Annotated in this window: 20 protein-coding genes, 2 pseudogenes and 1 other annotated feature; of the genes and pseudogenes, 3 read left to right on the top strand and 19 right to left on the bottom strand. The window is 64.1% G+C overall.

From position 1 onward, the window contains the following. Window positions 1-456 precede the first annotated feature (456 nt). Window positions 457-825, bottom strand: a complete 369-nt coding sequence (locus tag QX132_RS32425; RefSeq protein WP_315739234.1) for a hypothetical protein — start codon at window positions 823-825, stop codon at window positions 457-459. A 235-nt stretch (window positions 826-1060) separates the two neighbouring features. Here QX132_RS32425 and QX132_RS32420 point away from each other — a divergent pair. Next, a pseudogene (locus tag QX132_RS32420) lies at window positions 1061-1356 on the top strand (IS3 family transposase); the annotation flags it as partial. Continuing rightward, window positions 1144-1260, top strand: a sequence feature (AL1L pseudoknot). It overlaps the preceding pseudogene by 117 nt. Window positions 1357-1601: 245 nt before the next feature. Here the strand turns inward: QX132_RS32420 and QX132_RS32415 are convergent. Further along, window positions 1602-1767: pseudogene (locus QX132_RS32415) on the bottom strand (GMP synthase (glutamine-hydrolyzing)); the annotation flags it as partial. A gap of 101 nt (window positions 1768-1868) precedes the next feature. Between QX132_RS32415 and QX132_RS32410 the strand changes: the two are divergent. Then, entirely contained in the window at window positions 1869-2249 is a 381-nt protein-coding gene (locus QX132_RS32410; protein WP_315739233.1) for an avidin/streptavidin family protein, read from the top strand. A 731-nt stretch (window positions 2250-2980) separates the two neighbouring features. On the opposite strand, the gene QX132_RS32405 is transcribed toward QX132_RS32410, so the two are convergent. The 9 genes from QX132_RS32405 to QX132_RS32365 form a co-directional block, all read right to left on the bottom strand. Beyond that, window positions 2981-4678, bottom strand: coding sequence for an FAD-dependent oxidoreductase (locus QX132_RS32405; RefSeq protein ID WP_316163808.1), 1698 nt, complete (start codon window positions 4676-4678; stop codon window positions 2981-2983). A gap of 2 nt (window positions 4679-4680) precedes the next feature. Continuing rightward, window positions 4681-5394, bottom strand: coding sequence for an SDR family oxidoreductase (locus QX132_RS32400; RefSeq protein WP_316163807.1), 714 nt, complete (start codon window positions 5392-5394; stop codon window positions 4681-4683). Next, a complete protein-coding gene (locus tag QX132_RS32395; protein ID WP_315799226.1) occupies window positions 5391-6380 on the bottom strand; it encodes an NAD(P)-dependent oxidoreductase in 990 nt (329 codons plus the stop codon). Before QX132_RS32395 ends, QX132_RS32400 begins: the two co-directional genes overlap by 4 nt. 10 nt (window positions 6381-6390) lie before the next feature. Further along, window positions 6391-6813, bottom strand: coding sequence for a cupin domain-containing protein (locus QX132_RS32390; RefSeq protein ID WP_316163806.1), 423 nt, complete (start codon window positions 6811-6813; stop codon window positions 6391-6393). Window positions 6814-6883: 70 nt separating this feature from the next. Then, the gene (locus QX132_RS32385) at window positions 6884-9463 is read right to left on the bottom strand and encodes a branched-chain amino acid ABC transporter ATP-binding protein/permease (RefSeq protein ID WP_316163805.1); all 2580 of its coding nucleotides are present in this window, start codon (window positions 9461-9463) and stop codon (window positions 6884-6886) included. Further along, on the bottom strand, window positions 9460-10329 hold the full coding sequence (locus tag QX132_RS32380) for a branched-chain amino acid ABC transporter permease (RefSeq protein WP_315739227.1): 870 nt from the start codon (window positions 10327-10329) through the stop codon (window positions 9460-9462). The genes QX132_RS32385 and QX132_RS32380 overlap by 4 nt, the downstream gene beginning before the upstream one ends. 45 nt (window positions 10330-10374) lie before the next feature. Next, window positions 10375-11613, bottom strand: coding sequence for an ABC transporter substrate-binding protein (locus QX132_RS32375; protein ID WP_316163804.1), 1239 nt, complete (start codon window positions 11611-11613; stop codon window positions 10375-10377). A gap of 42 nt (window positions 11614-11655) precedes the next feature. Further along, on the bottom strand, window positions 11656-13446 hold the full coding sequence (locus QX132_RS32370) for a thiamine pyrophosphate-binding protein (protein WP_316163803.1): 1791 nt from the start codon (window positions 13444-13446) through the stop codon (window positions 11656-11658). A 30-nt stretch (window positions 13447-13476) separates the two neighbouring features. Further along, the gene (locus QX132_RS32365; RefSeq protein ID WP_316163802.1) at window positions 13477-14931 is read right to left on the bottom strand and encodes an aldehyde dehydrogenase family protein; all 1455 of its coding nucleotides are present in this window, start codon (window positions 14929-14931) and stop codon (window positions 13477-13479) included. A gap of 156 nt (window positions 14932-15087) precedes the next feature. On the opposite strand from QX132_RS32365, the gene QX132_RS32360 reads away from it, so the two are divergent. Next, a complete protein-coding gene (locus tag QX132_RS32360; protein WP_316163801.1) occupies window positions 15088-16059 on the top strand; it encodes a LysR substrate-binding domain-containing protein in 972 nt (323 codons plus the stop codon). A 67-nt stretch (window positions 16060-16126) separates the two neighbouring features. Here QX132_RS32360 and QX132_RS32355 read toward each other — a convergent pair whose 3' ends face one another. The 8 genes from QX132_RS32355 to QX132_RS32320 all read right to left on the bottom strand — a co-directional run bounded on the left by QX132_RS32355 (window position 16127) and on the right by QX132_RS32320 (window position 24489). Then, window positions 16127-16801 (bottom strand): GlcG/HbpS family heme-binding protein, encoded by a 675-nt coding sequence (locus QX132_RS32355; RefSeq protein WP_316163800.1) that lies wholly within the window; start codon window positions 16799-16801, stop codon window positions 16127-16129. Beyond that, the gene (locus QX132_RS32350) at window positions 16798-18096 is read right to left on the bottom strand and encodes an MFS transporter (protein ID WP_315799232.1); all 1299 of its coding nucleotides are present in this window, start codon (window positions 18094-18096) and stop codon (window positions 16798-16800) included. Before QX132_RS32350 ends, QX132_RS32355 begins: the two co-directional genes overlap by 4 nt. Before the next feature lie 265 nt (window positions 18097-18361). Next, a complete protein-coding gene (locus QX132_RS32345; protein ID WP_316163799.1) occupies window positions 18362-19171 on the bottom strand; it encodes a transporter substrate-binding domain-containing protein in 810 nt (269 codons plus the stop codon). Between the two features lie 56 nt (window positions 19172-19227). Continuing rightward, window positions 19228-20226, bottom strand: a complete 999-nt coding sequence (locus QX132_RS32340) for an MBL fold metallo-hydrolase (RefSeq protein ID WP_315739218.1) — start codon at window positions 20224-20226, stop codon at window positions 19228-19230. A 159-nt stretch (window positions 20227-20385) separates the two neighbouring features. Further along, on the bottom strand, window positions 20386-20547 hold the full coding sequence (locus QX132_RS32335; RefSeq protein ID WP_315776807.1) for a hypothetical protein: 162 nt from the start codon (window positions 20545-20547) through the stop codon (window positions 20386-20388). A 9-nt stretch (window positions 20548-20556) separates the two neighbouring features. Then, on the bottom strand, window positions 20557-21993 hold the full coding sequence (locus QX132_RS32330; RefSeq protein ID WP_410052929.1) for an MmgE/PrpD family protein: 1437 nt from the start codon (window positions 21991-21993) through the stop codon (window positions 20557-20559). Window positions 21994-22010: 17 nt separating this feature from the next. Continuing rightward, window positions 22011-23468 carry an MmgE/PrpD family protein gene (locus tag QX132_RS32325; protein WP_316163797.1) on the bottom strand — a complete coding sequence of 486 codons (1458 nt, stop codon included), beginning with the start codon at window positions 23466-23468 and terminating at the stop codon, window positions 22011-22013. Next, window positions 23458-24489: a PdxA family protein gene (locus tag QX132_RS32320; protein WP_316163796.1), complete on the bottom strand. Its 1032-nt coding sequence runs from the start codon at window positions 24487-24489 to the stop codon at window positions 23458-23460. The genes QX132_RS32325 and QX132_RS32320 overlap by 11 nt, the downstream gene beginning before the upstream one ends. Window positions 24490-24491: the final 2 nt, after the last annotated feature.

The following is a 24491-nucleotide window of genomic DNA, read 5'->3' as shown; positions in this document are numbered from 1 at the left end:
CGACGCTCGTGACGATCGCGAAACGTCCCTCTTCAGCGAGCCGGGATGCGCGAGAATGTGGAGGTGATTTGCCCGACAACGCAAGTGAGGAGTCCGCGACAAACTGGCACGACGGGCAGTTGGCGCATGTAGGGCATGCGTGGATTGCTCGTCGGGCAGATGATCCATCGCACGACGACCGGGCGTCCGTGAGTCGCCTCGCCCCTCCCCCATCGTCATGGCCATGCTCGGTCACAGCCATCCACGTCGTGGTCATCACGAAGAAAGACGTGGATGCCCGGGCCTTCGTCGCCGGCCCCGCGCTGAACGGGGCAGCGAGGGCGGTCGAGATAGCGAGCGAAGCTCACGAGTTTTATGCACTGTCACCGTAATCCGCTAAGGGGTGCAGTCCAGCTCTGTCACCGTAATCTACCTCTCGTCCGGGTTGATCAAGCCCAGATCGCTCGGCTGATCTCGCTAATTCTTGAAGACATCTCCTGTGACGAGGACCAGATCACATCGGAACTCGTCAGAGGTCTTGCCGCCTGCATCTTCAATCCGGTGGTAGCAGGTGTTGTTGCCGAACGGCCTGTTCTCAAATTTACCATTCTTGTCCTGCACGATCTCGGCTCGGATCTTCCCGCCCAGCATGTTGAACAGGACGTGTGCCTTATCGCCTTTGCAGGCAAGAATGATGGCGTCACCGCCGTCTTCCAGGCCCCCGGCGCTCACGGCTTCTTTCAGGCAGTCGTTGATGCTTGCGACGATCAGATCCTTCGATCCGACTTCAGCGGCGGCGGACACACTCGGCAGAGCGAGACAGATGAACATTATGAACTTCTTCATGACGACGGCTCTCCGGGCCGGATTGAACGATTGATCGCCTCACCCTAACCACTTGGGACGATGAGGAATGCCTGCTTTGACAGCCGAGAAACTGGGCGCAAGTCAGGCAGACAACGCAAGAGCTCGTCCAAATCTCGGCGTGCGACATCGGCCGAAGTCCCGTGCCCATTTTTTGGCGCGGCATTGGCAATTTCATTGAGAACCTGCACCCTGATCGCGCCACTGAACCGTTCCGACCGACATGGCCGAGAGGCTGAAGGCCCTGGAACGGGAGAACCGTGAGCTTCGGCAGGTCAATGAGATCCTGCGCAAGGCAAGCGCCTATTTTGCGACGGCGGAGCTCGACCGCCGGTCCAAGCCATGATCGCCTTCATCGACGATCACCGTGGGACATATGGGGTCGAGCCGATCTGCAAGGTCTTGCCGATCGCCCCTTCGACCTACTACGCCCATGAGGCCAAGCGGCGCGATCCGACCAAGCTGTCGGCGCGCGCTAAGCAGGACGCCGGGCTGAAGATTGATCTGGTACGAAATCATCGACGGAGCACCAATCGTCTGATTGCGGCCTATCCGCGTTATTTTAGGCTGAAGTAGAGCCTATGCTGACGATACGTCTGGTCGTTCTGCTTTCTTTAGCGCGGAGCTATTCCCATTTTGTTTGAGTGCAGGTCTAGATTGGCGCCAGCTTTGATCAGGCCGCAGCCAACTTCAGTGAGGGCGCGAAATACTTGCGCTTCTCGAGACCCATGATCTCAAGGCTGCCTACGCCCTCACTCCTACCCGATCGTTCCCGGCGGCTTGCTCGTCACGTCATAAACCACCGGGTTCATGCCCTTCACCTCATTGATGATGCGCGTCGCGACGCTACCCAGAAACGTCATGTCGAACGGATAGAAGTCCACGGTCGTGCTATCGGTCGGGGGTCGCTGCGCGTGGGCCAACGCAGTGGTCACACGTTCGGCTGCTGCTCAGCGCTCGATCAGTCTTCCCAAGTGACCCAAGACGTGCCAAGTTAGCATAAAACAACCAGGAGGACACACTCTATGCGCCTTGAGCCAGCACTCTCGCGTTCAATGCCCGCAACAGAACCACTGAACATCGGCGGCGACTGGAAAAATGAGCTCCGGTCAGAGATGCACCTAGATCAGAATGGGGCAACTCTCACGGGGCACTACAAGAGTTATAAGAACGACGCCGGCCAGATTGCGGCGGAAGGTCCCTTGGTCGGCTGGGTGAGCGGCAAGCTTGTGGCCTTCTCCGTGAATTGGAACGGACTAGACTCGATCACGTCGTGGGTCGGGCAGCATATTGAAGACCAGGACGGGCCGCGGCTGGTGACACTATGGCAGATGACGAAAGCTGTTCCCGACGGCAGCGAATGGGAATCCATCAACGCCGGAGCCGACACATTCTGGCGGGTCTAACGACCCGCTGCCGCCCCCTACTCCCACTCAATTGCCTCGTGCTAGATTAAGGCATTGATCTTGAAGGCTTTTGCGCAGGTATCGTTTCAGGACGCTGATCGCGAGACCGACGGTTTGGTTTGATCTTGATTCCACAGGAATATCTTGTGCGCTCATGCCGAGCGCCCGTTCGGCGACTATCGGCTGCTATTGCCTACACGGCAATGAGCAACTTCTAACCTTGGTGCCAGCAGCTCATGAATGAGAGCTGAGCGGGAACGACAATTCAACTCCGAAAGCAGCGCGTCGGCCAGGCGATATCAGGAAAGGGCCGCAGAGGCGCATGACTCTCAAGGCGCCTCGTTACGGGGACGTGCAACCATATCATCTCGAGTTGCCCAAATACGAGCACTGTCCGCTACTCGAGCAGCCCCGACTCGTTCGTCAATTGCAAACTTCCCAAGTTGATCCCGTGTTGCACGCGATATAGCAGCGAGCCGGCGGGGATCCGAAGCGGCGCGACTCCACTAGCGAGCCAGTTACGTGCGTTGGCCGGGCGGCGGGTGGGGAAGGCCACCCCACCCTGGACAACGACAACAGTCCTCCTAACCACTGCCGGGTCCCCACTTCAGGCAACAACCCGTGGCCGACTTTCACAAGCCGCGAAGTGTGACCAAGTCGTTCTCATGCCTCCAGGCTTAGAGAGGTCACATCGAGCCATGCCTGGAGCGAGCTCAAGAGCATGAGAGCCCTCAAACATTCCCGCCGGCGACATTCCTGCCCACGAGCCAGCCGAAGACCAGCGCCGGACCCAACGTGATTCCGGGCCCGGGATAGGCCCCTTCCATGATCGAGGCCATGTCGTTGCCACAGGCGAACAGGCCAGGAATGGATGAGCCATCCGCGCGCAACACCCGCCCGCGCGCATCGGTGACGAGGCCCGCAGACATGCCGAGATCGGCCGGATAAACCGCGACGGCATGGAAAGGCGGCTCCAGGATCGGCGCGACGCAGGGATTGGGATGCTGATCGGCGTCGCCGAGCGCACGCTGATAGATGTTGCCGCCGCGGCCGAAGGCGGGATCCTCGCCGCGCACCGCACCGGCGTTGAACTGGTAGACGGTTGCAGTCAGCGCCTGCGCCGGGACGCCGATCGTCTCCGCGAGCGCGTCCAGACTGTCGGCACGCTTGAGATAGCCGGCAGCGACATCACGCGCGACAGAGCGCGTGAACGGCTTGATCTTGCCGAGGCCGTATCTCCACAGGAAGCGGCGATCGCAGATCAGCCAGGCAGGAACAGCCGTCGCGTGCCTGAGCTGCGCGCGCACGAACTCGTGGTAGGACACCGCCTCGTTGACGAAGCGGCGGCCGGTGCCATCGACCGCGATCAGGCCGGGCTTGGCGCGGTCGGTGACCGTGTGCGGGAAGACGCCACGGCTGCCGTCGGCCCGTGTGAAGGTCGAAGCCGGCACCCAGAACGCGCCTGCTTTCGTCGGCGCCGACAGGCACGCGCCCAGGGCCATGGCCAGCCGCGCACCGCGTGGTGCGGCGCCGGGGTCGACGGTGGCCGACAGCAGGCCGGCGGCCTCAGGCACATAGCAGCGGCGCAGCTCGGCATCATGCGACAGCCCGCCGGTCGCGAGCACCACGCCGCGCCTTGCGGTGATCCAGGAGCGGCCGGAGCGATCGATAATTTCGAGCCTCGAGACCCTGCCCTGCGCGTCGGCCTCAAGCTGCTGGACGGAGGTGCCGGTGCGTATGACAACGCCACGATCGAGCGCCGAGCGCAGCAGCCGCGCCGCCAGCGCATTGCCGAGATAGAGCGTCGTGCCGCGCCGCGCCGTGAGCCGCTGCAGGCCATAGCGCGCGAGCAGCCTGGCCGCATGCAGGGCCGAGCGCAACGATCGGCTGGCACGGCGCAGATGCGGGATATCCTGGCGGCTGATCATCATGCCGCCGAACAGCATGAACTCCGGCAACGGATCGCGCAGCAGCGCAAAGGCGTCGCCGAGGCCGCGCGCATCGAATGGCAGCGGCTCCAGCACCCTGCCTCCCGCGGTGGCACCGGGCAGGTCGGGATAATAATCCGGATAGGTCGGCACCGGCTGCAGCCGCAGCGCAGTGCGGACCTCGAGATCGCGCAAGGCTTCGTCGCCGAATGCAAGGAATGTCTCGAGCCGCGTGCGGTCCTGCCCCGGCACGGTCCGGTCCAAATACGTGCGCGCCGCCTCCAGCGTATCCGCCCGCCCCTCCGCGGCCGCCTTGTGATTGGCAGGAATCCAGACCATGCCGCCGGAGATGGCGGTGGTGCCGCCGAGGAATTCGGCCTGCTCCAGCAGCAGCACCGAGCAGCCGTCAGCCGCGGCGATGGTTGCCGCCGTCATGCCGCCCGCGCCGGCTCCGACGACGACGACATCGAACGTCTCGCCGGCGTGCAGCGCCGCCGTCATGCTCACACCATGCCGCCATTGGGCTGCACGATCTGGCCCTGGATCCAGGAGGCCTCGCCGGAGGCCAGGAAGCGCACCACCTCCGCAATCTCGCCCGGCTTGCCGATGCGATTGAACGGGCTCAACGCCGCCATGCGCTGCTTGGCCTCCTCGGTCTTGCCGGCATTGAAAAGATCGGTGTCGACGGGACCGGGCGCCACCGCATTGACGCGAACACCGCGCGCCGAGAGCTCCTTCGCCATCGACCGCACCAGGCTTTCGACCGCTGCCTTGGTCGCCGCATAGGGCCCGGTGCCCGGCACCGCGTGGCGGACCAGCGATGTCGTGATCGCGACAATGGCGCCGCCGTCGCGCACGCGCCGCGCTGCCTCCGCCAGCACGTTGAAGGCACCCAGGACGTTGACCTCCATCAGCAGCCGAAAGTCCTCCGGCCTGAAGCTCGCGAGCGGGCCTGCCGGCACGTTGATGCCGGCGTTGGCAATGACGGCCTGCGGCGCAGCACCGAGGTCGGCGGCAACTTGAGCGAAGACCTGCGCGACCGACGCGGCATCGCGAATGTCGACCTTGTATTGTCTGCCGGGCTCTCCGTCCGACGGGTGGTGGGTGGCGTAGGTCGAGGCCACCTGCCAGCCGGCGACGGCAAACGCCCGCGCGCAGGCGGCGCCGATGCCGCGGGAGCCGCCGAAGATGAGAACGATCGGAGAAGAAGTGGTCATTTTCGATTCCTTGATGGAGATGGTGTCTTCGCCATCGCGGCCCGCGTCGCTTCGATCGTCGCCTCGATGCCTTTTTGCAGATCGTAGCGCGGCTGGTAGCCGAGCTCCGCTTTGGCGCGGCCGATATCGAGCGCGCCCTTGACGGCGCTCAGCACGCGGCCGCCATGATGATAGGGACCGGTGTCGCCGACCGTGATTCTCGCACCGGGAATGGCGCGATTGACGGCGTCGGCCGTGTCGCGCAGCGTCGGTGCCATACCGGTCGCAACATTATAGGCGTCGAAGCTGTGACGCGGCTTGTCGAGCGCGAGCAGCACGCCAGCCACGGTATCGTCGATATAAACCTGATCAACCGCGAGATTGCCGCCGTCCTCCTGATGGAATGGCTCGCCGCGCAATGCGGCTTCGATGAAGGTGCGGGGCATGCGCAGGCGCGGCAGATGCGGTCCGTAGACCCAGCAGGTCCGCACATTGATGCATTCGAGACCGTGATCGCGCGAATAGACGCGACCATAGTGCTCGGCTGCGAGCTTGGTCACGCCGTAGACGCTGGCCGGCTTCTGCGGGTGCTCCTCGTCGATCACGGCGGATTGGAAGTCGCCATAGGTCTCCTCGGTCGAGATCTGCACGACGCGCCTGACGCCGGAGAGCCGCATCGCCTCGAACAGGTTGATCGCGCCCTCGACATTGACCCGCAGCGCCTTCAACGGAATGTCAGCGGCCTGAACCACACCGACCACCGCGGCGGCATGAATGACTGCATCGGGACGGAATGTCTGGAACGCCCGCAGCACTTCATGCCATTCGCCGAGATCGATCGCAGCGTTGACGAGTAGCTGTTGTTGCGAGGCGAGTGCGGCCATGGCCGGCGAGACCACCAGGTCGATGGCGACGACGCGATCGCCGCGCGCGAGCAGCGCCTGCGCGATGGCCGTGCCGAGCCAGCCGCAGGCGCCGGTGACCAGAATGGTCTTGCTCGTGGTCATGCCCGGCCCCTCACCGCGGCGCCGGCTCCTCGTCGGTCGGCGGGCTGGTGATCACGAGGAACAGCAGCGGGTCGTTGCCGGTGCAGTGGAATTCGTGCACCACGCCCGGCGGAATGTAGGTGACGTCGTTGGCACGGACCAGCCGGCGCTCGCCATCGAGGATCAGGATGCCCTCGCCCGACAGCACGTGATAGATCTGCTCCTGCACCTTGTGGGAATGGCTCTCGACATGCGCGCCGGGCTCGTAGGAGGAGATGCGATAGTCGAAGAAGCGGCTGCCTGTGGTATCCGGTGCCACGATCGCCTTGGACAGCGCCTGATTGTAGTGGCCTGGATACTGGGTCCAGAAGATCTCGGCGAGATTGCGCGTCACCGCCTTCTTCTCTGTCGCCGCATTCGCGTAGGCGTTCGGTCCGGGAACGACGATGGTCATGTCTCATCTCCTCAGGAAGGTTCAGATTGGGCCGGCCAGCAGATGCCGATGGTCACGAACTCGCAGCTGCTCATGACCCGTTTGCCGCGCGTTGCACTGCATCAGCGGTCTGAGTGATGCCAAGCAAACGCCCTTGCAGCTCGTGATCGGCCGCGAGCGCGGCAGCATCGCCGACATGGGCCACGCGCCCATTCACCAGCACATAGGCGCGGTCCGCCATCGCCAGCACGCTCTCGGCATGATGCTCCACGATGACGAGGCTCGCGCGCGACCTCAATTTGGACACGGCGTCGCGGACCTCCTGCACCACGGCGGGCGCCAAGCCCTCGAACGGCTCGTCGAGCAGAATCAACCGGCTCGGCACCATCAACGCGCGCGCGATCGCCACCATCTGCCGCTCGCCGCCGGAGAGATTTTCGGCACGCGCCTTGTGCAGGATGCGCAGCTTCGAGAACAGATCGAACACGTCGTCGAGCGACGCGCCGCCGGCGCGGGTCGCGAGCTTGAGATTCTCCTGTACGGTCAGGTTCGGAAACAGCCGGCGCCCTTCCGGCACCAGCGAGATGCCAAGACGGTTGATCTCGTCCGGCCGTAGCCGGTTGAGCTCCCTGCCGTCGAACGTGATGCGACCGCCGCTCGCCGGCACCGTGCCTGTGATGGCCCGCAGCGCGGTGGTCTTGCCGACGCCGTTGCGCCCTAGCAGCGCCACCACTTCGCCAGGCCGCACGGCCAGGTCGAGCCCGTCGAGCACGGTGCCACCGCCGTAGCCGGCGCGCACGCCCTCGAGCCTGAGCAGCGGCTCGGCGGCGGCGCTGCCGGGAAGCGGCGTCACATTGGTCGCCCGCGACGGAGCCGCCGCGACTTGGCCACGGGCTGTGCCGAGATAGGCCGTGACAACTTCGGGATGCGCCGCCACCTCCGCCGGCTCGCCGTCGGCGATCAGCCGCCCCTGATGCAACACCGTGATGCGGTCGGACATGGCCAGCACGCGGTCGATGTCATGCTCGATCAACAGCACGGCGTGGGACTTCGCCAGCCGCATGATCAACTCGCCTACGATCTTGCGGTCCGACTCCGCCAGACCAGCCAGCGGCTCGTCGAGCAGAAGGAGCTTGGCATCGATCGCGAGCGACACCGCGATCTCCAAGAGCCGCTTCTCACCATGCGCCAGCGCGGAGCAAAGCTCGGCGGCTCGATCGGCGAGGCCTACGGCATCGAGCAGCGACCACACCTTCGCGTTCGCAGCCGCATCGTCATAGGCATCGCGCCAAAGACCCGTCCATTGCCGGTTGGCAGCCTGCACCGCGATACGCACGTTCTCGAACGCGGTGAGGTTGGGAAAGACGCTCAGGATCTGGAACGAGCGGGCGATGCCGAGCCGCGCGCGCTTGTACGGCGACAGCTGATCGATGGGCATGCCCTCGAACAGGATGGTGCCGGCGTTGGCCCGGAGCACACCGGTCAGCAGATTGAACAACGTGGTCTTGCCGGCGCCGTTGGGGCCGATCAGGCTGTGCAGTCCGGTGCGGCTCATCTCGAAGGACACGTCGTGCTGTGTCACGATCGAGCCGAAATGCTTGGACAGGTTGCGGATCGCAAGAATTGGCACCTCTGAGGCCGTCGCCGCAGCCTGGCGTGCACGATCCGGCGCGTAAGGAACGATGTCGCGCGGCCGCGATGGAATGACATTGCGCGTCAGGGTCCAGCGGCTGCGGCCGGCGATGCGCTGGAAGATGCCGTGAATGCCCTCATCTGACAGCAGCGCGAAGGCGATGATGATGGGGGCGAAGACCAGCCACCAATTCTCCGTGATGGCGCTGAGCCGGTCCTCCAAAACGATGAAGACGATGGCGCCCCACAACGGCCCCAGGAAATGATGCACGCCGCCCAGCGCCGCCATCAGCACCGGATCGCCGGCATGCTCCCAGTTCAGATTGTTGGCGTAGACGCCCTGCAGCAGCAGCGCCATCAAACCTCCGGCGACGCCGATGCCGCCGCCGGCAATGACGAGCGCAATCAGCTTGGTGCGGTAGGTGTCGAAACCCAGGCTTGCGACCCGCTGCTCATTGTCGCGCAACGCCTGCATCAGTCGGCCGAACGGCGCATGCGCCAGCCGCCACATCATCCACAACGACCCGATCACCACGACGAGCGTGAACCCGTGGAAGGCAAGCGCGGAGCGAAACAGCGGACGCGCGACGTTCTGCAGGCCGTTCTCGCCTCCGGTCACCGAGGTCCATTTGAACGCAATCTCGAACGCGATCTGGGAGCACGCCAGCGTCAGCAGCGAAAAGTAGAGTCCGCGCCGGCGAAGGATGATGGCGCCGACGATCAGCGCCAGCAGCAGCGAAAATGCCACCGCGATCGCCAGGCCGGTGATTTCATTGGCGGCCGGCATGAAGCCCAGGCCGATTGCCAGCGCATAGCTCGCACAGCCGAAGAAAAAAGAGGCGCCGAACGGCACCAGGCCGAGATAGCCGATCAGAAAGTTTACCTCCGCGCCGTAGAGCGTGTAGATCGCGATCTGGGTCACGCGATGGATCGGCATGCCCACAGCGAGCGCGATGCCGGAGGCGAGCGCCAGTATCGCGACCGCCACGAGCACCGGGTGACTTGCGAGCCGCTGCAGCACGGGCTTGGCCGTCGTCATTCGAAACGCTCCCAGCGCTCGCCGAATAGTCCGCGCGGCCGCAGCAGCATGATCGCGAACATCAAGGCATACATCGATGCGGCGGCGGCCTCTGGCCAGAACTGAATGGTCAGCGAGGTGACGATTCCAACCGCGAGTCCGGCGACCACTGCGCCCCGAAAGGAGCCGAGCCCTCCGATGGCCACGATCACGAACGCGGGCATCACCGCATTGGCAGCCATTGACGGCGACACCGTCCACAGCGGCGCGGCCAGCACCCCAGCGATCGCCGCCAGCATGCAGCCGAGCCCGAACACCGCGGTGAGCACCCGCGGCAGATTGATGCCGAGCAACTCCACCATCTCCGGGTCCCGGCTGCCGGCACGCAGGATCCGGCCATAGGGTGTGAACGCCAGGAAGCCCCATAGGCCGAGCAAGGTCGCGGTTGTCGCGCCGAGCACGGCCACGCGATATTTGGTGATCAGGAGAGGACCAACTTCAACGATCCCTGCAAAGGCCGGCGGGGGATTGAACGGCTTGCCGTCGGCGCCCCATGCATAGCGGATCACCGCTTCGATCAGCAGCGCCAGCGCAAAGGTCACGATCAGGCTGAGCAACGGCTCCTTGCCGTAGAGGCGGCGGATGATCGTCACCTCCACAGCCATGCCGATCAGCCCGACCACCGGAGGCGCCAGGATCACGGCGCTCCAGCCGAATAGCTGGAACAGCTGCCAGGCCACGTAGGCCCCCAGCGCGAAGAAGGCGCCATGCGCGAAGTTGATGACGCCGAGCAGGCCGAAGGTGATCGACAGACCTACGGCGATCAGCACGTAGATGAAGCCGAGCACGAGTCCATTGGCCGCCTGGGAGACGAGAGTGTCGAGCATCGTTCGAGCCTGTCGGTGCGCTGCAGGAACCGGGGTCGCCCCGCCTCACAGCGACGGCAGGCTACAGCCGATATCCTCCTTGGTACCGAACGCCTTCGCCGTCTCCTCGGCGGTCGCCGAGGTGTTCTTCAGCACGTCGAAATAGTCGAACTTGTCGGTGATCTGCTTCTTGATCTGGACGATGACGGCCGGACGCACCAGCTGGTGATCCCAGTCGCGGAAGAAGAACGGAAACTCGCCTTCGGTGTTCTTCCACTGCTCGAGATGCGCCACGAGCTGAGCGGCCTCGGTCGATTTCGCCGCCTCGATCGATTCCAGCAGCGCCCGCATGCCGATCCAGCCCGACCACGTCTTGTCCGATGGCGGCTGATTGTACTTCTTCTTGAAATCCTCGATCAGCTTCTGCTCGGCGGCGGTATTCTTCGGATTGTTGTAGTACCACGGCTTGATGTAGATGCCGGTCGAGGCCTGCGGCCCGACGTCCCAGAAGTCGGTGTCCGTGACGGCGACCGCCGCATAGGGGATCTTGTCCTTCATCCCCATCTCGTTCCACTGCTTCAGGAAGTTGGAGAAGTCGCCGCCCACCAGGCCGCCGACGATCACGTCCGGCTTGGCCTGGCGGATCTTGAGGATGTAGGAGCTGTAGTCCGCGGTGTTGATCGGCACCTCGTCGACCCCGACCTCGGTGGCGCCGACCTGCTTCAGCATCGCGCGCGAGGCGCGCAGGATGTCCTGGCCGAAGGCATATGACGCCGTGATGAAATAGACCTTCTTGCCGATGCTGGAGACGTAGGGCATCAGGCCGGCCATCTGAACCGGCACGGTCGCCTGGGTGCGGAACGTGTACTTGCTGCAGCTCTTGCCGGTGATCTCGCTGGCCGCGGCGCCGGTCAGGATCAGCGGCACCTTCTCGCGATTGGCAACGCTCATCATGGCAAGCGCCGAGGACGAGTAGTTGCCGCCGACCACGGCGACCACCTTGCTCTCGTCGACAAGCCGCTGCATGTTCTGCTGCGACACCTGGGGATTGGGCTCGTCGAGCCAGACCAGCTCGATCGGGCGACCCAGCACCTTGTTGCCGGCCTGCTCGACCGCAAGCGCGCTGCCGCGTTGCAGGTACTCACCGATCGAGGCGCCCGGCCCCTGCTTGGCATAGATCATGCCGATGCGGACGGGCCCATCGGACTGGGCTCGCGCGGGACCGCCGACGCCGAGCACGGATGCGGCAGCCACGCCGGCCGACGCGCGCATGAAAGATCGCCGGTTCAGATCACGCTTCAACATGGTGCTCCTCCCTCTCGATGTTGTTATCTTTGTTTTGTATCGTCAGTCGCGTTTGTAAGGCTTGCCGAACACCGGCTCCTTGAATGGGATCGGCGGCAGCTCCCAGGTGCCCGTCGATGGCGGGCGCACCTCGGCGTCGACATGCAGATCGATCACGCAGGGGCGGCGGTTCTTGATCGCGGTCTCGACTGCACCGCGCAGGTCGGCGCTGCGGGTCACCGTCACGCCGTCAGCGCCGCAGGCGCGCGCCCAGGCGGCAAAGTCGGGGTTGTAGCGATCCCCACCGGGCCCCTGATTGCCGCGATAGAACGCGGTGCCGAGCTCGCGGCCCTCGAACAGGCCATACTGCAGATCGCGGATCGCGCTCCAGGCGAAGTTGTTCCAGACGATCCAGACGCACGGCAGGTCATATTCGACGGCAGTGGCGACGACATATGGCGCCATCATGAAGCCGCCGTCGCCGACCACCGCGACGCATGGACGGTCGGGCGCGGCCAGCTGCGCGCCGAGCACGCCGCAGACGCCGAACCCCATCGACGAAAAACCCCAGCTGTTCATCATGCTCTGCGGCCGCTTCGGCTGCCAGAACTGCATGAACCAGTTGTGATGCACGCCGGAGTCGAGCGACAGGATGACGTCGTCCGGCAGCACGTCCTGCAGGGCGCCGACGACATATTCCGGCCGGATCGGCGTGGTGTCGGCGCTGAAGTGCGGCCGCACGAACGCCTCCCACTCCGCCTTCCAGGTCCCGATCTGGTCGCGCCACGCCGCGAAATTTTCGCGGCGGATCGCGGGGCGACGCTCCAGCGCCGCGAGCAGTTGCCCGGCGAAGGTCTTGGCGTCGGCGATGATGCCGAGCGTCGGCGGATAGTTGCGGCCGAGCTCCGCCGGATCGATGTCGACCTGCAGCAGCCTGGTCGACGGGAAATTCCAGGAATAGCCCTGGTGCCAGCTCGACGACGAGCGATCGTCGAAACGCGTTCCGATGCAGAGCACGAGATCGGCATGACGGCCGGCCTGGTTGGCGGGATAAGCGCCGTTGCGGCCGATGAAGCCGAGCGTCAGTGGATCATCCGACGGCACGCAGCCCATGCCATTGGGCGAGGTGATGACCGGAATGCCGTAGCGGCTCTGCAACGCACTGATCTCAGGGCCGGCTTCCGAGAGGGTCGTGCCCTGCCCGATGAAGAACACCGGCCGCCCGGCGGCTTCGATCAGATCGAGCGCCTTGGTGACGTCGGCCTCGCTCGCGCTCGGCCGGTGACTGCCGTGAACATGCGACAGCGGCGGCAGCACGACGTCGGCCTCCTCCTGAAAAACATTGTACGGAATATCGAGATTGACCGGGCCGGGACGTCCCGTGACCATGGTGTCGAAGGCTTGGCGCAGCGCCAGCGGCAGCATGTCGACGCGGCTTGGCTGGAACGAACGCTTCACCACCGGGCGCAGCACCTGGGCAAAATCAGCCTGGTTGTGCGCGTACAATTCCTGGAACGGTGCGCGATTGGCCTGCGACGTCGGAACATTGGCGGTGATCGCGAGGAAGCTCGAGGAGTCCGACAACGCAGTCGCGAGCGACATCACCATGTTGGCCGAGCCCGGCCCGGTCGACGTCAGGGTCGCGACCGGACTGTGTTTGACGCGGAAATAGGCGTCGGCCATGTGACCGGCGCATTGCTCGTGGCGGGGCGACACCAGCTTGACGCGATCACGGACCTGGTAGAGCGCGTCAAGGATGCCGACGTTGCCGTGGCCGCAGATGCCGATCACGAAAGGCACCTTCTGCTTGACGAGATATTCGGCGATGACTTCGCCGCCCTTCATCTTGGTCATGGTCAGATCCTTGTCAGGTGACGGTCCGCGTCATGCGAGGATCGTCACGATACGCTCTTCGCTCATTTCGCGGATGGCGTAATGCGGCCCTTCGCGGCCGAACCCGGAATCCTTGGAGCCGCCATACGGCATGAGGTCCACGCGGGAGCTCGGAGTCTCGTTGATGTGAACGCCACCGACTTGCAATTGCCGCGCGGCCTGCAGAGCCTCGTCCAAGCGCTTTGTGAAAATGCCCGTGGCAAGCCCATAGGGTGTGTCGTTGACGCGCGCGATCGCCTCGTCCAGCACATCGAAGGGCGCGATGCACATCACGGGTCCGAACACTTCTTGGCAGCCGAGCGGCGTCGCCTTGTCGACATTCGTGAGCAGTGTCGGAGGAATCACGGCGCCCGCCCGCGCGCCACCGACCAGACGCCGCGCGCCGTTCTGCTCAGCCAGCGCGATCCAGGCCTCGATGCGCTGAGCCGCGGCCTCGCTGACGACGGGACCCACCACGGTGTCGTCCTCGCCGGGGTCTCCGTAGGGCAGCCCGGCAACGAGCTCTGAAAGTCTCTGCTCGACCTGCCCTATCAGCGAACGCTGCACCAGCAGCACCTGGATCGATGTGCAGACTTGGCCGGCCTTGCGGAAGCCGGCGTTGACGACCTTCGGCAGTGCAATATCGAGGTCGGCGTCCTCGCAGATCAGGCAGTGCGAGATCGAGCCGAGCTCCATCTGGGTTCGGCGTAGTCCCGCCTTGCTTTGGATGATGCGGCCAATTTCTGTGCTGCCGGTGAAAGCGAAGAACTTCACGGCAGCTTCGCTCATCAGCCAATCGGCAACCTCGCTATCGCCATGGACTACCGACATCAGGCCCGATGGCAGACCGGCTGCGATCAGGCACTCGGCCATGATGCAGGACGTCATCGGCGTATGCAGCGACGGTTTCAGCACCACGGCGTTACCAGCCGCCAGTGCAGGCGCAACCTTGTGCGCCACCGTATTGAGTGGAGCATTGAACGGCGTAATCGCGGCCACGACGCCGAGCGGCACACGGATGGTGAAACCGATACGGCCTTTCTGGCCAGCTGCTCCCTCCATCGGCACCATCTCGCCGGCAAGCCGCCGCGCCTCTTCGGCGGAGAGCCTGAATGTCGTCGCACAGCGCTGGAGTTCGCCCATTGCATCGCGGCGTGGAAAGCCCGCCTCCTGGCGCAGCACCTCCACCAGCTCCGACGCACGCTTCTCTAGTTCGACCGCAGCGCGATCGAGGATGAGGCCGCGATCATAGGGCGTCAGCACATTGGCTTGGAACGCCCGCTCCGCGGCGATCATGCAGGTGCGGACCTGCTCGCGCGACGGCAGATGCGCGGACATGGCTGGCTGTAGGCGATATTTGTCGAGCACGGCGACGGTGTGCGTACCCTTCACCCATTCCCCGGCGATCAAGAGGCGGCACGATGGCAGTTCGGCCGACGCCTGTCTCTGAACCGCAGCGTCCGCCATCGTCTGGTTCCTCCCAAAGGGGTCTTACGCCTGTTACCCTCGTCCTTAGAGAGAAATTGACATTAGCAAAAATACTGTTTTGGATTAGTTGCTATAAGCTGAGCATATAGCTCGGCGGAAACGTCTCGTTCTTCCCCGGCAGTGCGGTGCCCGCCCATGGATTTGCGTCAGTTGCGCTATTTCGCCCAGATCGTCGAGAGCGGCAGTTTGTCGAAGGCGTCGCGCTGCCTGTTCGTTGCGCAGCCCGCCTTGAGCCAGCAGATCGCAAAGCTCGAGGAGGAAGTGGGCAGGCCCTTGCTGCAGCGCTCCTCGCGCGGCGTGATCCCGACCGAGAACGGCCTTGCGCTCTACCATCACGCCCGTTTCATGCTGCGGCAGCTCGACCATGCGCTGTCGATTGCCCGCCAGGATTCGGCAGAGGTGAGCGGCATGGTGTCGGTCGGCTTACCCGCAACGACCGTGCTCGCGATCGGGCTGCCACTCACCAAGTGCATCCGCGCCAAATATCCCGGTATCCTGCTCAATGTCGTCGAGGGAATGAGCGGCCACATCGCTCACATGATGCGGCTTGGCCAGCTCGACCTGGCCATCCTGTTCAACAACGACGTGTCGTCCAAGCTCGACGCGATTCCGCTGCTCGACGAGGAACTGTTCGTGCTTCTCCCTGCCGACAGCCAGCTGGTGCCGCAACACCGTTGCAGCATCACAGTTGCGGAAGTTGCAAAGCTGCCCCTGATCCTGCCGACGGGAACTCATGGCCTGCGCCGGCGTGTAGCTGCAGAGTTCGAGCGGCGCAACATCACGCCGAATGTGGTCGCCGAGATCGACTCGCTCTCGCTGGTGATGAGCTGCGTCGGTGAGGGCATCGGAGTCACCATCAAGCCGATGTCGGCGCTGCAGGCAGGAGGACGAAGCAGCGAGGACTGGCGCGCCCTGCCCATCTCGGACGCTCGGATCACGCGACGCAACTATGTCTATTCAATCAAGCCAGACCTGCTGGCGCCTGCAGCCCTCGCCGTCGCCAAGGAGCTCCAGGATACGGCGCGAATGCTCGTCACATCCGGACAATGGCGCGGCGTCAGCCTGGTCGACGACTCCATGTCTTCCGCGATCCCGCCGGCGGCCTAGCGCACGCGCCGACCGTCTGACCGGCGGATCGCGACGGCATCGCGATCCGCCCCCGGCCCGGTCTCGTCTACTTCAGCGCCGCCTGCCCGGCCAGAGATACGACGTTGTCCTGGGCGCCCGACCCACCACTCACACCGACGGCACCGATGATCTTGCCGTCCACCATCAGCAGATTGCCGCCCCGCGATGCGATCACGTCATCGAGCGTGGCGAGATAGGCGAAATACGCGCCTTTGCCGAGCAGCGTCTCGAACACCAGCGTGGGGCGTCGATAACGTGCCGCCGTGCGCGCCTTGTGCTGAGACAGGCCGACCGACGCATATTGGCAATTGTCCTGTTTTTCGAAATAGACCAGATCGCCGCTCGGATTGACCACGGAGATGCAGAAGGCGTTCCAGTTGCGCTTCGTCGTCTCGGCAACGGCCGCAGCAGCCACCTTCTTGGCCATCTCCAGGCTGATCGGGTCGCCATAAGGAGGCGGATTCAGTGCATCCGCGACCGCGTCGTTGGGGTTGTCGGTGTTCGATGTCTGGGCGAGGCTGCTCGATAAGTGCAAAGCTGCGACGCATGCGATGATGCTCAAAATGGTCCGATAGTACATGTCTTCCTCCCGACCCTGTTGCTTTCTCCGTGCTCGTCGGCCAGCCTGGCCGCCTTGTTTTACTCGACGAGGCGTGTCGTTCTCTGCCTCCGTTGGCGCGCGCTCCGCGCCGGCGGCACCCGGCGCGTCTCTACGCTTCATTCCGACCGCCGCGCTTCCAAGCTGCCGATATCTTCGGGCTGCCCTGTTTGCATCTCCAACGGTGTCATACGCTGCAGGTCAGCGCCGCTCGTCTCGGGCAAAGCCATCGCGGCGATGAAAGCAAGTCCATAGGCGGCGAGCGCGCAAAGGCCCATCGACAAGCCAAGAGGATGCGACGCAGCAAGCACGCCCACGGTCGCAGGCACGACCGAGCCAAACCCACGCCCGCCGCCGAGGCAGAAGCCCTGCCCGCTCGCACGAATCTCGGTCGGAAACAATTCGGCAAAGGTCGGCAACATTCCTGATGCCAACCCACCCTGGAACGCGCCGAGAAAGAAGCTGAGCAAGATTGTCGTGTTGGCGCCGATCGGAGCAAGCAGGTAGATGCTCGCGTTCACGGCCTGGCATAGCAGGAAGATCATGAACGCGGGACGCCGGCCCGTGCGATCCGAAAGCCAGCCATAGAGCAACGGTCCGACCAACGAACCCAGGATGTTCATGGCAAGATAGCCTGCACTGCTCCCCACGGTCAGGTTGAGGACGGTGCGCAGATAGGTCGGCAGCCACGTGATCATCACATAGGCACCGCCGAAAATGCCGGTGGCCATCGTGACCGCCGCCACGGTACGCCGCACATGGGCCCTGGTGAAGATCGTCCAGGCCGGCAGTCCGGCTGTCTTGTCCGCGCGGCTTTGACGATAAAGCCCGGACTCCGGCACAAGGCGGCGAATGAAGAACACGAGAAAGGCCGGCGCGATCCCGACCGCAAAGAACACGCGCCAGCCGAGCTCTTCAGGAAACAGCGATGAAATGACGGGGAGCAGCGCGACGGAAATCGCATAACCCACCGCGTAGCTGCTCTGCACCGACGCGGCCACCCGGCCGCGCAGCGCGGGCCTGACGACCTCGCTGATCAGGACGCCACCCACGGCCGCCTCACCGCCGTAGCCGAGGCCCTGGAGAAAACGCACGATCAGCAAGAAGTTGAAGCCCGTCGCAAAAGCCGATGCGAGCGTGAACAGGGCGACCCAGAGGATCGTCAGTTGCAGGACCTTGATGCGGCCGATGCGATCGGCAAGGATCCCTCCGCCCCAGCCACCGACAGCTGCACCGACGAGGGCTGCGGTCGCGAGATAGCCGGCTTCAGGGCGCGTCAGTCCGATTGTTGCAATCAGCGCCGGGATGACCAGCGCATAGATCGTCGAATCCAACGAATCGAGACCAAAGCCCGCGAAGCAAGCCCAATACGTCCGGCGTTCGACCTCGTCGAGTTCGGAATACCAGCCCAGTTTCATGATCGTTCACTTTCAGGCCAGGACGCGAACCAGATGCGCTTCTTCGTTGGCCGGGAGAACAAGCGCGAGTGCAGTACAATCGGGTGGCCGCATGGACCATGCAGGCGCACTTTCTGCGCGTGCCTGCCGGTCGTGTCCATTATGAATGCCGACAGCTTCATCGCCCGCCGATTGGAGATAGACGGAATTCCAGGACAGCCAAAATACGATTTGGCGTTGGCGCTCATAAGCGAAAGATATGGCTTGGCCGGAGCTCACCGCGGCATCACGGGGCGACCTTGGCGGTGACAAATCCACTTTGATTGAGCGCTCGGCGTACTGTGCCATTCGCCTTGGCATCTGCAAGAAACCGGGCCGCCCACTCCCGCGCCGTCACTTTGCCCTTCGGGACGACCACGACGACGCCAGTTGATTGGATGACCTCGTTCAAGACCCGGCTGCCCGGCAGGCGCCGCGACAGCTCCTCCAAGGCTTCCATGCCCATGGCGAGGGCGTCGAGCTGACCCCGGCCGATCAATTCAGCGGCCTCTTCAGGCTTGACGAATTTCGTCACGCTAGCACTTTTCATGCTCGCCTCGACCGTTCTGGACGTCGAGGTGCCTTCGATGCAGCCAACCCGGATTCCCGGACGGTCGATCTCGGCAACGGAGGTGATGTCTGAGCCGGCGCGAATGAGATACCCGCTCATATAGGCGACATAAGCGGGTCCCTGATCGACGAACTGCTCTCGCTTCCGATCCGCAGGCATGAAGGACAGATCCCACGCGCCTTTGCTGCCGGCGGCCGCGATTTCGTCCGAGCTCTGATATTCTACGAGCTCAAGTGGCACATTGAGCTTGCCTGCGGCCGCCTTGGCCAGTTCGACTGTCACGCCGACAGGCTTGCCTGTCGCCGGATCGCGTGTCGTCCAGAACGCCGAGGCGGCCGGCCCGACCGCAACAGCGGCGCGCAACACGCCGGTCGGAGCGATCTCGCGCGCATCCTGCGCAGCTGCTCCCGCCATCATGGCCGAGAAGCCCAAGCAAAGACTTGCGATGGCACAACAAAGCGATGCAAGCGGACCGGTCGATTTCATGCGTGGTCTGGCGCGATCCGACATGGGTACCGCCGTGCTGACAATGTGCCGGTCTTTCATAGTGTCGGATTCCACGATGATGGGATCAGCCGATAGCCGGCGCCGTCTTTCTCGACGTGTCCGACCGACGGGAACGCGAAGTGGAATCCGATCACGATCGCCTTCTCCGCCGCCGCCATGTCGTAGAACTTGTGGCGGGTCTGCTGCGCAAGATCGGGGTCGGTGTCGAAGACGACGTGCCAATCCGGATGTCGCAGGAAGAATTCCGGGATGTTGGTGACATCGGATTGGATCAGAACCTTCGCGTTGCCCGACGCGACCGCGAACGAGGTGTGACCTGGCGTGTGGCCGGGGGTCGCGATCGACGTGATCCCCGGAGCGACCTCCTTGTCCCAGTCATATTTCGTCACCTTCGACTCGATACCGGCGAAGGTTTTCCTCACATTGGCGAAGTAGTTCTTCATCATCTCGCTGGACTGCGCCTTGGCCGCGTTGTCCTCGCTGGTCCAGAAGTCCCAGTCCTTCGCAGGCACCATGATCTCGGCATTCGGGAACGCTATCGATCCGTCGGCTGCGCGGATGCCGTTGGTATGGTCGGGGTGCAGATGCGACAGCAGCACGACATCGATGGCCTTCAGATCGACGCCTGCCGCAGCAAGGTTCTGCAGGGTTCGGCCGACCGCGCCCTTGCTGGGCTCGAGATTGGCCACACCGTTCCCGGTGTCGATCAGCACGAGCTTGCTGCCGGTATTGATGATTTGGGGGTTGAAGGGGATGGTCACCATCCCTTTCGGCATGTAAGCGGCGTCGGCGGCGGCGACCGCCTCCTCCCTGGACGCGTTGGTGACGAACTTGTCCGGAACCGGAAACGTGCGCGCACCGTCATTGATAGACATGCACTCGAACGATCCCACCTTGTAGCGGTAGAAGCCGGCTGCCTGCGCGCCGGCCGGATTCATAGCCGCTCCGGCGGGCGCCGTGCCGAGGCGAGTAGCGGCCGCAGTCCCTGCCAAGGCTGCGCCGGCCAACAACTGACGACGGTTGAGATTGATCACGTGCCCCTCCTTCTGGTCGATCCAACGACGATGAAATTGAACGCGGCGCGGGACCTCGGACGATGCTGATCGACATGTCAGTTCGCGTCGTGATGTCGTCTTCATGTCTCTCAGTCCCAGAACGGGACGACCCGTGAAGGCTCCCCGTGGCGTTTTGCTTCAGTGGGCCAGCGGATCAGGCCTCATCTGCACTTTGTAGACCTTCGGCGACGCCTCCTTGCCGCCCTCGCCGTGAAAGCTCGCGCGCGTGCCGGTCGTGGTCCACAGACCTCGTCCCTTCCAGCCGGTGTCGGGATCGTCGATATCGCTTCTCATCGCCATGACAGCCGATCACGCCGCGAATAGTGCGCGCAACCGGCCGATGTCGTCGATTTCTTCGAGCCGCCCGACCATGTCGATCAGCTTCTCCGTCTTCTCACGCCCCAGAACGGGCGTCATCAGATCCCTGGTCTTGGCGTTGACGGCCTCCGTGCTCAGCGGATTCTCCCTGGTGCCCGGCGGATGCCTAGTGAAATGATCGACCTTGCGGCCATCGACCAGAGTCACCTCGACGATCGCACCGCGTGGCGCGGCCGGATCCATCAGACTCTTGTCGCCTACAAGCGTCACCTTCCCACGCTGCTCCAGGATCATCGGATCGCGCATCAGCGCGACATCATGGCTGTCGGCGAATGAGACGGCCCCCTTGACCAAGGCGAGTGCGACGAGATGCTGACAGTTCACGTCGGGCATGGCGCTGTCGCCGACGATGCCCATCGCGTCGGTCGGAAGCTTGACCAGGATGCTGCGGACCTTGTCAGGGGTCAGCGCGTGCTGCCGGCGCAACGTCAGCAGCGCATCCAACGGCGACTGGATCGGATAGCCGACCGAAAAGGTCTTGATGGCGGTCTCCGTGACGTAGAAGCGGCTGCCGAGATCCTTGACCATCTCCTCCGGCTTCGGATCGCTCGACAGCGCGATGAACAGGTTGTGGGTGCCATCGAGCACGTCATCGACGCCGGTGAGCCCGGCCATCACCATGTCGACCGCCATGACACCGTTGCGCGCGCCCATTCCGGCGAAATCGAATGCCTTCTCGATGTGGTCCTTGTCCTTGACCCAGCTCCACAGCCCTGAGACCTGCTGCGCCGAATAGGAAATGGCGTGACGCATGTCCCTCTCATCGAGCCGCGCCAGCGAGGCCGCCGCGCCGAGCGCGCCGAATGTCGACGACGTGCCCTCGGCACTGCGGTGCGAGCCGCGCACGAGGTCCGGTCCGAGCGCCATCAGAAGGCGGCAGGTCAGGTCATAGCCGAGCACAACGGCGCGGATCACGTCGCGCCCATTGCGATGCTCCCGTTCAGCCATAGCGAGCGCGGCAGGGATGACCGCGCACCCCGGATGCGCCTTGGTGACCGGTTCGAAATCGTCGGTCTCGTCGGCGTGAGCGCACATGGCGTTTGCCATCGCCGCATTGACGGCCGTCGTCCGGACGTCGGAGCCGACGACGGACGCCTGCGGCTCGCCGCCGAGGCTGCACACGTATCTCAGCGCCATCTCGCCGGGATGCATACGCGCACCGGAGACGATCGCACCGAGCGTGTCGAGAATGCGGTGCTTGCATGCGAGCATCACCTGCTCCGGCAGCTCCTGGTCACGCGCCGCGACCATGTAGCGCGCCAGGCGCTCGGTCACGCCCGGGCCGGCGGCCCGGGAGAAACGGATCGGCATCGCCGAGATTGCAGCAAACGCCCCCGCCGATTGCAGCAGACGGCGGCGCGACGACATGGCCCTCCTCGCCATCGTCAGGCCGACGCCGACATCTTCGCGATGTCGGCTGCGCTCGACAGGCCGTCGACATTCCAGCAGGCGTCCATGATCCGCCGGATCGACGCCGCCGGAACGATGCCGTCGGCGAGATCGGAGAACTTCGCCTCGAGCTGCTGGTCGGTCATCGGCACTTCAACGCTGCCGACGGCGTGCTCGATGCGGCGGCTGAGCTTCCGCCCATCCTTCAGCACGATCGTCATCTCGACCTGCTCCGGCTTGATCTCGGGCGCGATGACCGGAATGACCTTGCTACGCAGCGACAGCACCGTCTGATCGGTTACCGCGCGATCGCTGAACTGCTTCTCTCCGCCCGCGCCTTCCACGATCGCCACGGCCACCGCGTGATAGATGCTGAACTTGCCCTCGAGCCCCTGCTGCGGCGTCTTCTTGCCGGTCAGCTCGAGCACGAGCGGATTGACTTTGAGATCGACGTGATCGATCTGGTCGCCCGTCAGCCTGTTCTCGTTGCGCAGCTGAATCGCAGCGTCGATCGCCGGATGCAGCACGATGCCGCAGGCGAACGGCTTGTAGGTGTTGAGCGCGGCTTCGTAACGCTTGCCGAGATCGCCGACGATCTCGCCATAGTCCTGCTTGGTGCTGATCGTATTGGCCCAGCCGCGCTTCGCCTCGATCATCCCGTCCGACGACGTGAAATTCTTCGACGCCAGAATGGCGGCGAATATGCCGTTTGACGCCGCACGGCCGGGGTTGAAGCTCTTGTTCATGGACCCGAACGATTCGCGCAGGCCGACCGGCTGCGACGCGGCGAGGCCCAGCGCCCAGGTCATCTGCTGCTCGTTGAGCTTCAACAGCTTGCCGGCAGCCGCAGCCGCACCGAACACCCCGGCAGTCCCGGTGATGTGCCAGCCGACATCGTAGTGGTTCGGATAGACGGCGTTGCCGATCCTGCACTCGGTCTCGACACCGAGGACGAGCGCATTCAAGAACTCCTTTCCGGAGACCGGCTGCATTTCCGAGAGCGCAATGATCGCCGAAACCACCGGGCCGGCCGGATGGATGATCGTCTTCAGATGGGTGTCGTCGAAATCGAAGATGTGGCTGGACACGCCGTTGATGAAGGCGGCGTTCATGATGTCGAACCGCTCGCGCCGGCCGAACAGCGACGCCTGCTGCGGGCCTGAGAACGGTGCCAGCGCGGCAACCGCAATATCAACCGTTTCATGTCGCGACCCGCCGATCGCGACGCCGGCCCAGTTCAGCAGCGTCCTCACGCCTTCCTTGCGGACCTTGACCGGCAGATCATCGTATCCCGCCGAGACGATGTACCGCGCAAGCGTACGCGTGACCTCCTTGGGCGGCGGCGCGGCGGGCGCCGCCGGTGCCTCAGCCTGTGCAAAAGCCGCATTCGCGCCGACCGCGGACAAGGGAAGAGCGGCGGCGGCCTGAAGCAGGGTCCTGCGATCAGTGTGCATGTAACGTCTCCCGGGCTTTGAACGAGGCCAATTGCGCGGCGAGCCGGACCGCGCTTTCGAGCGCGCCGGTGTTTGCGACGCCCTTGCCGACGATGTCGAACGCCGTGCCGTGCGAGGGCGTGGTGAAGACCGTCTCGAGGCCGGCCGTCACGGTCACTCCGCGATTGAAGCCGCGCAGCTTCGTCGCGATCTGCCCCTGGTCATGATACATCGCGACGACGCTGTCGAACTCGCCGGCAAAGGCGCGAATGTAAACCGTATCCGCTGGATACGGACCGCTGCAGACAATGCCCTTTTTCGCAATCGCCTCGACCGTCGGCTTGATCATCTCGATCTCGTCGCGACCGAACAAGCCGCCCTCGCCGGCATGCGGATTCAGCGCGGCCACGGCGATCCGCGGCGCAGCGACTCCGGATCTCCGCATCATCCTGTCGACGAGGACCACCGCATCGGCGATCCGCGCCGGGCTGATGTCGTTCAGCGCCTCGCGCAGGGACTGGTGCCCGGTGACGCGCGACATCCATTGACCATCCAGCACATTCATTTCAGAAAAATAGGTACGGTGCCCGAGCAGGTCCGCGAACATCTTGTGCTCGTCCGGGTACCTCCAGCCGCCGTCGAACATCGCCCGCTTGTTCAAGGGCGCGAAGGTGATGGCATTGATCGCGCCGTCCTTGGCAAGATCGATCGCCCGCGACAGCGTCTCTCCGGTGAGTCGCCCGGACTCGGCGCTGGCCTTTCCGATCGGGTACCTCGACGGATCGGTGTTGCCGAGATCGATCAGCTGGATCTTGCCGGAAACCCAGGAAGCCTCGCTGGGGGAGCCGATCCGCTCGATATCGAAGCTCACGCCGGCATGCGCCATTCCCATCTCCAGCACGCGGGCATCGCCCACCACGACGAGGCGCGCCGCATCGGCCAGCCGGTGATCGGAGAGGATTCGCGCCGTCTGCTCAGGACCGATACCGGTGCAATCACCGGGAACCAGCGCCACGATTGGCAAGTCTTCACAGAGAACCATGG

It is taken from the genome of Bradyrhizobium sp. SZCCHNRI20481 (assembly GCF_032485055.1).
Classification (GTDB): domain Bacteria; phylum Pseudomonadota; class Alphaproteobacteria; order Rhizobiales; family Xanthobacteraceae; genus Bradyrhizobium.
This window is presented reverse-complemented; position numbering and strand designations above follow the sequence as displayed.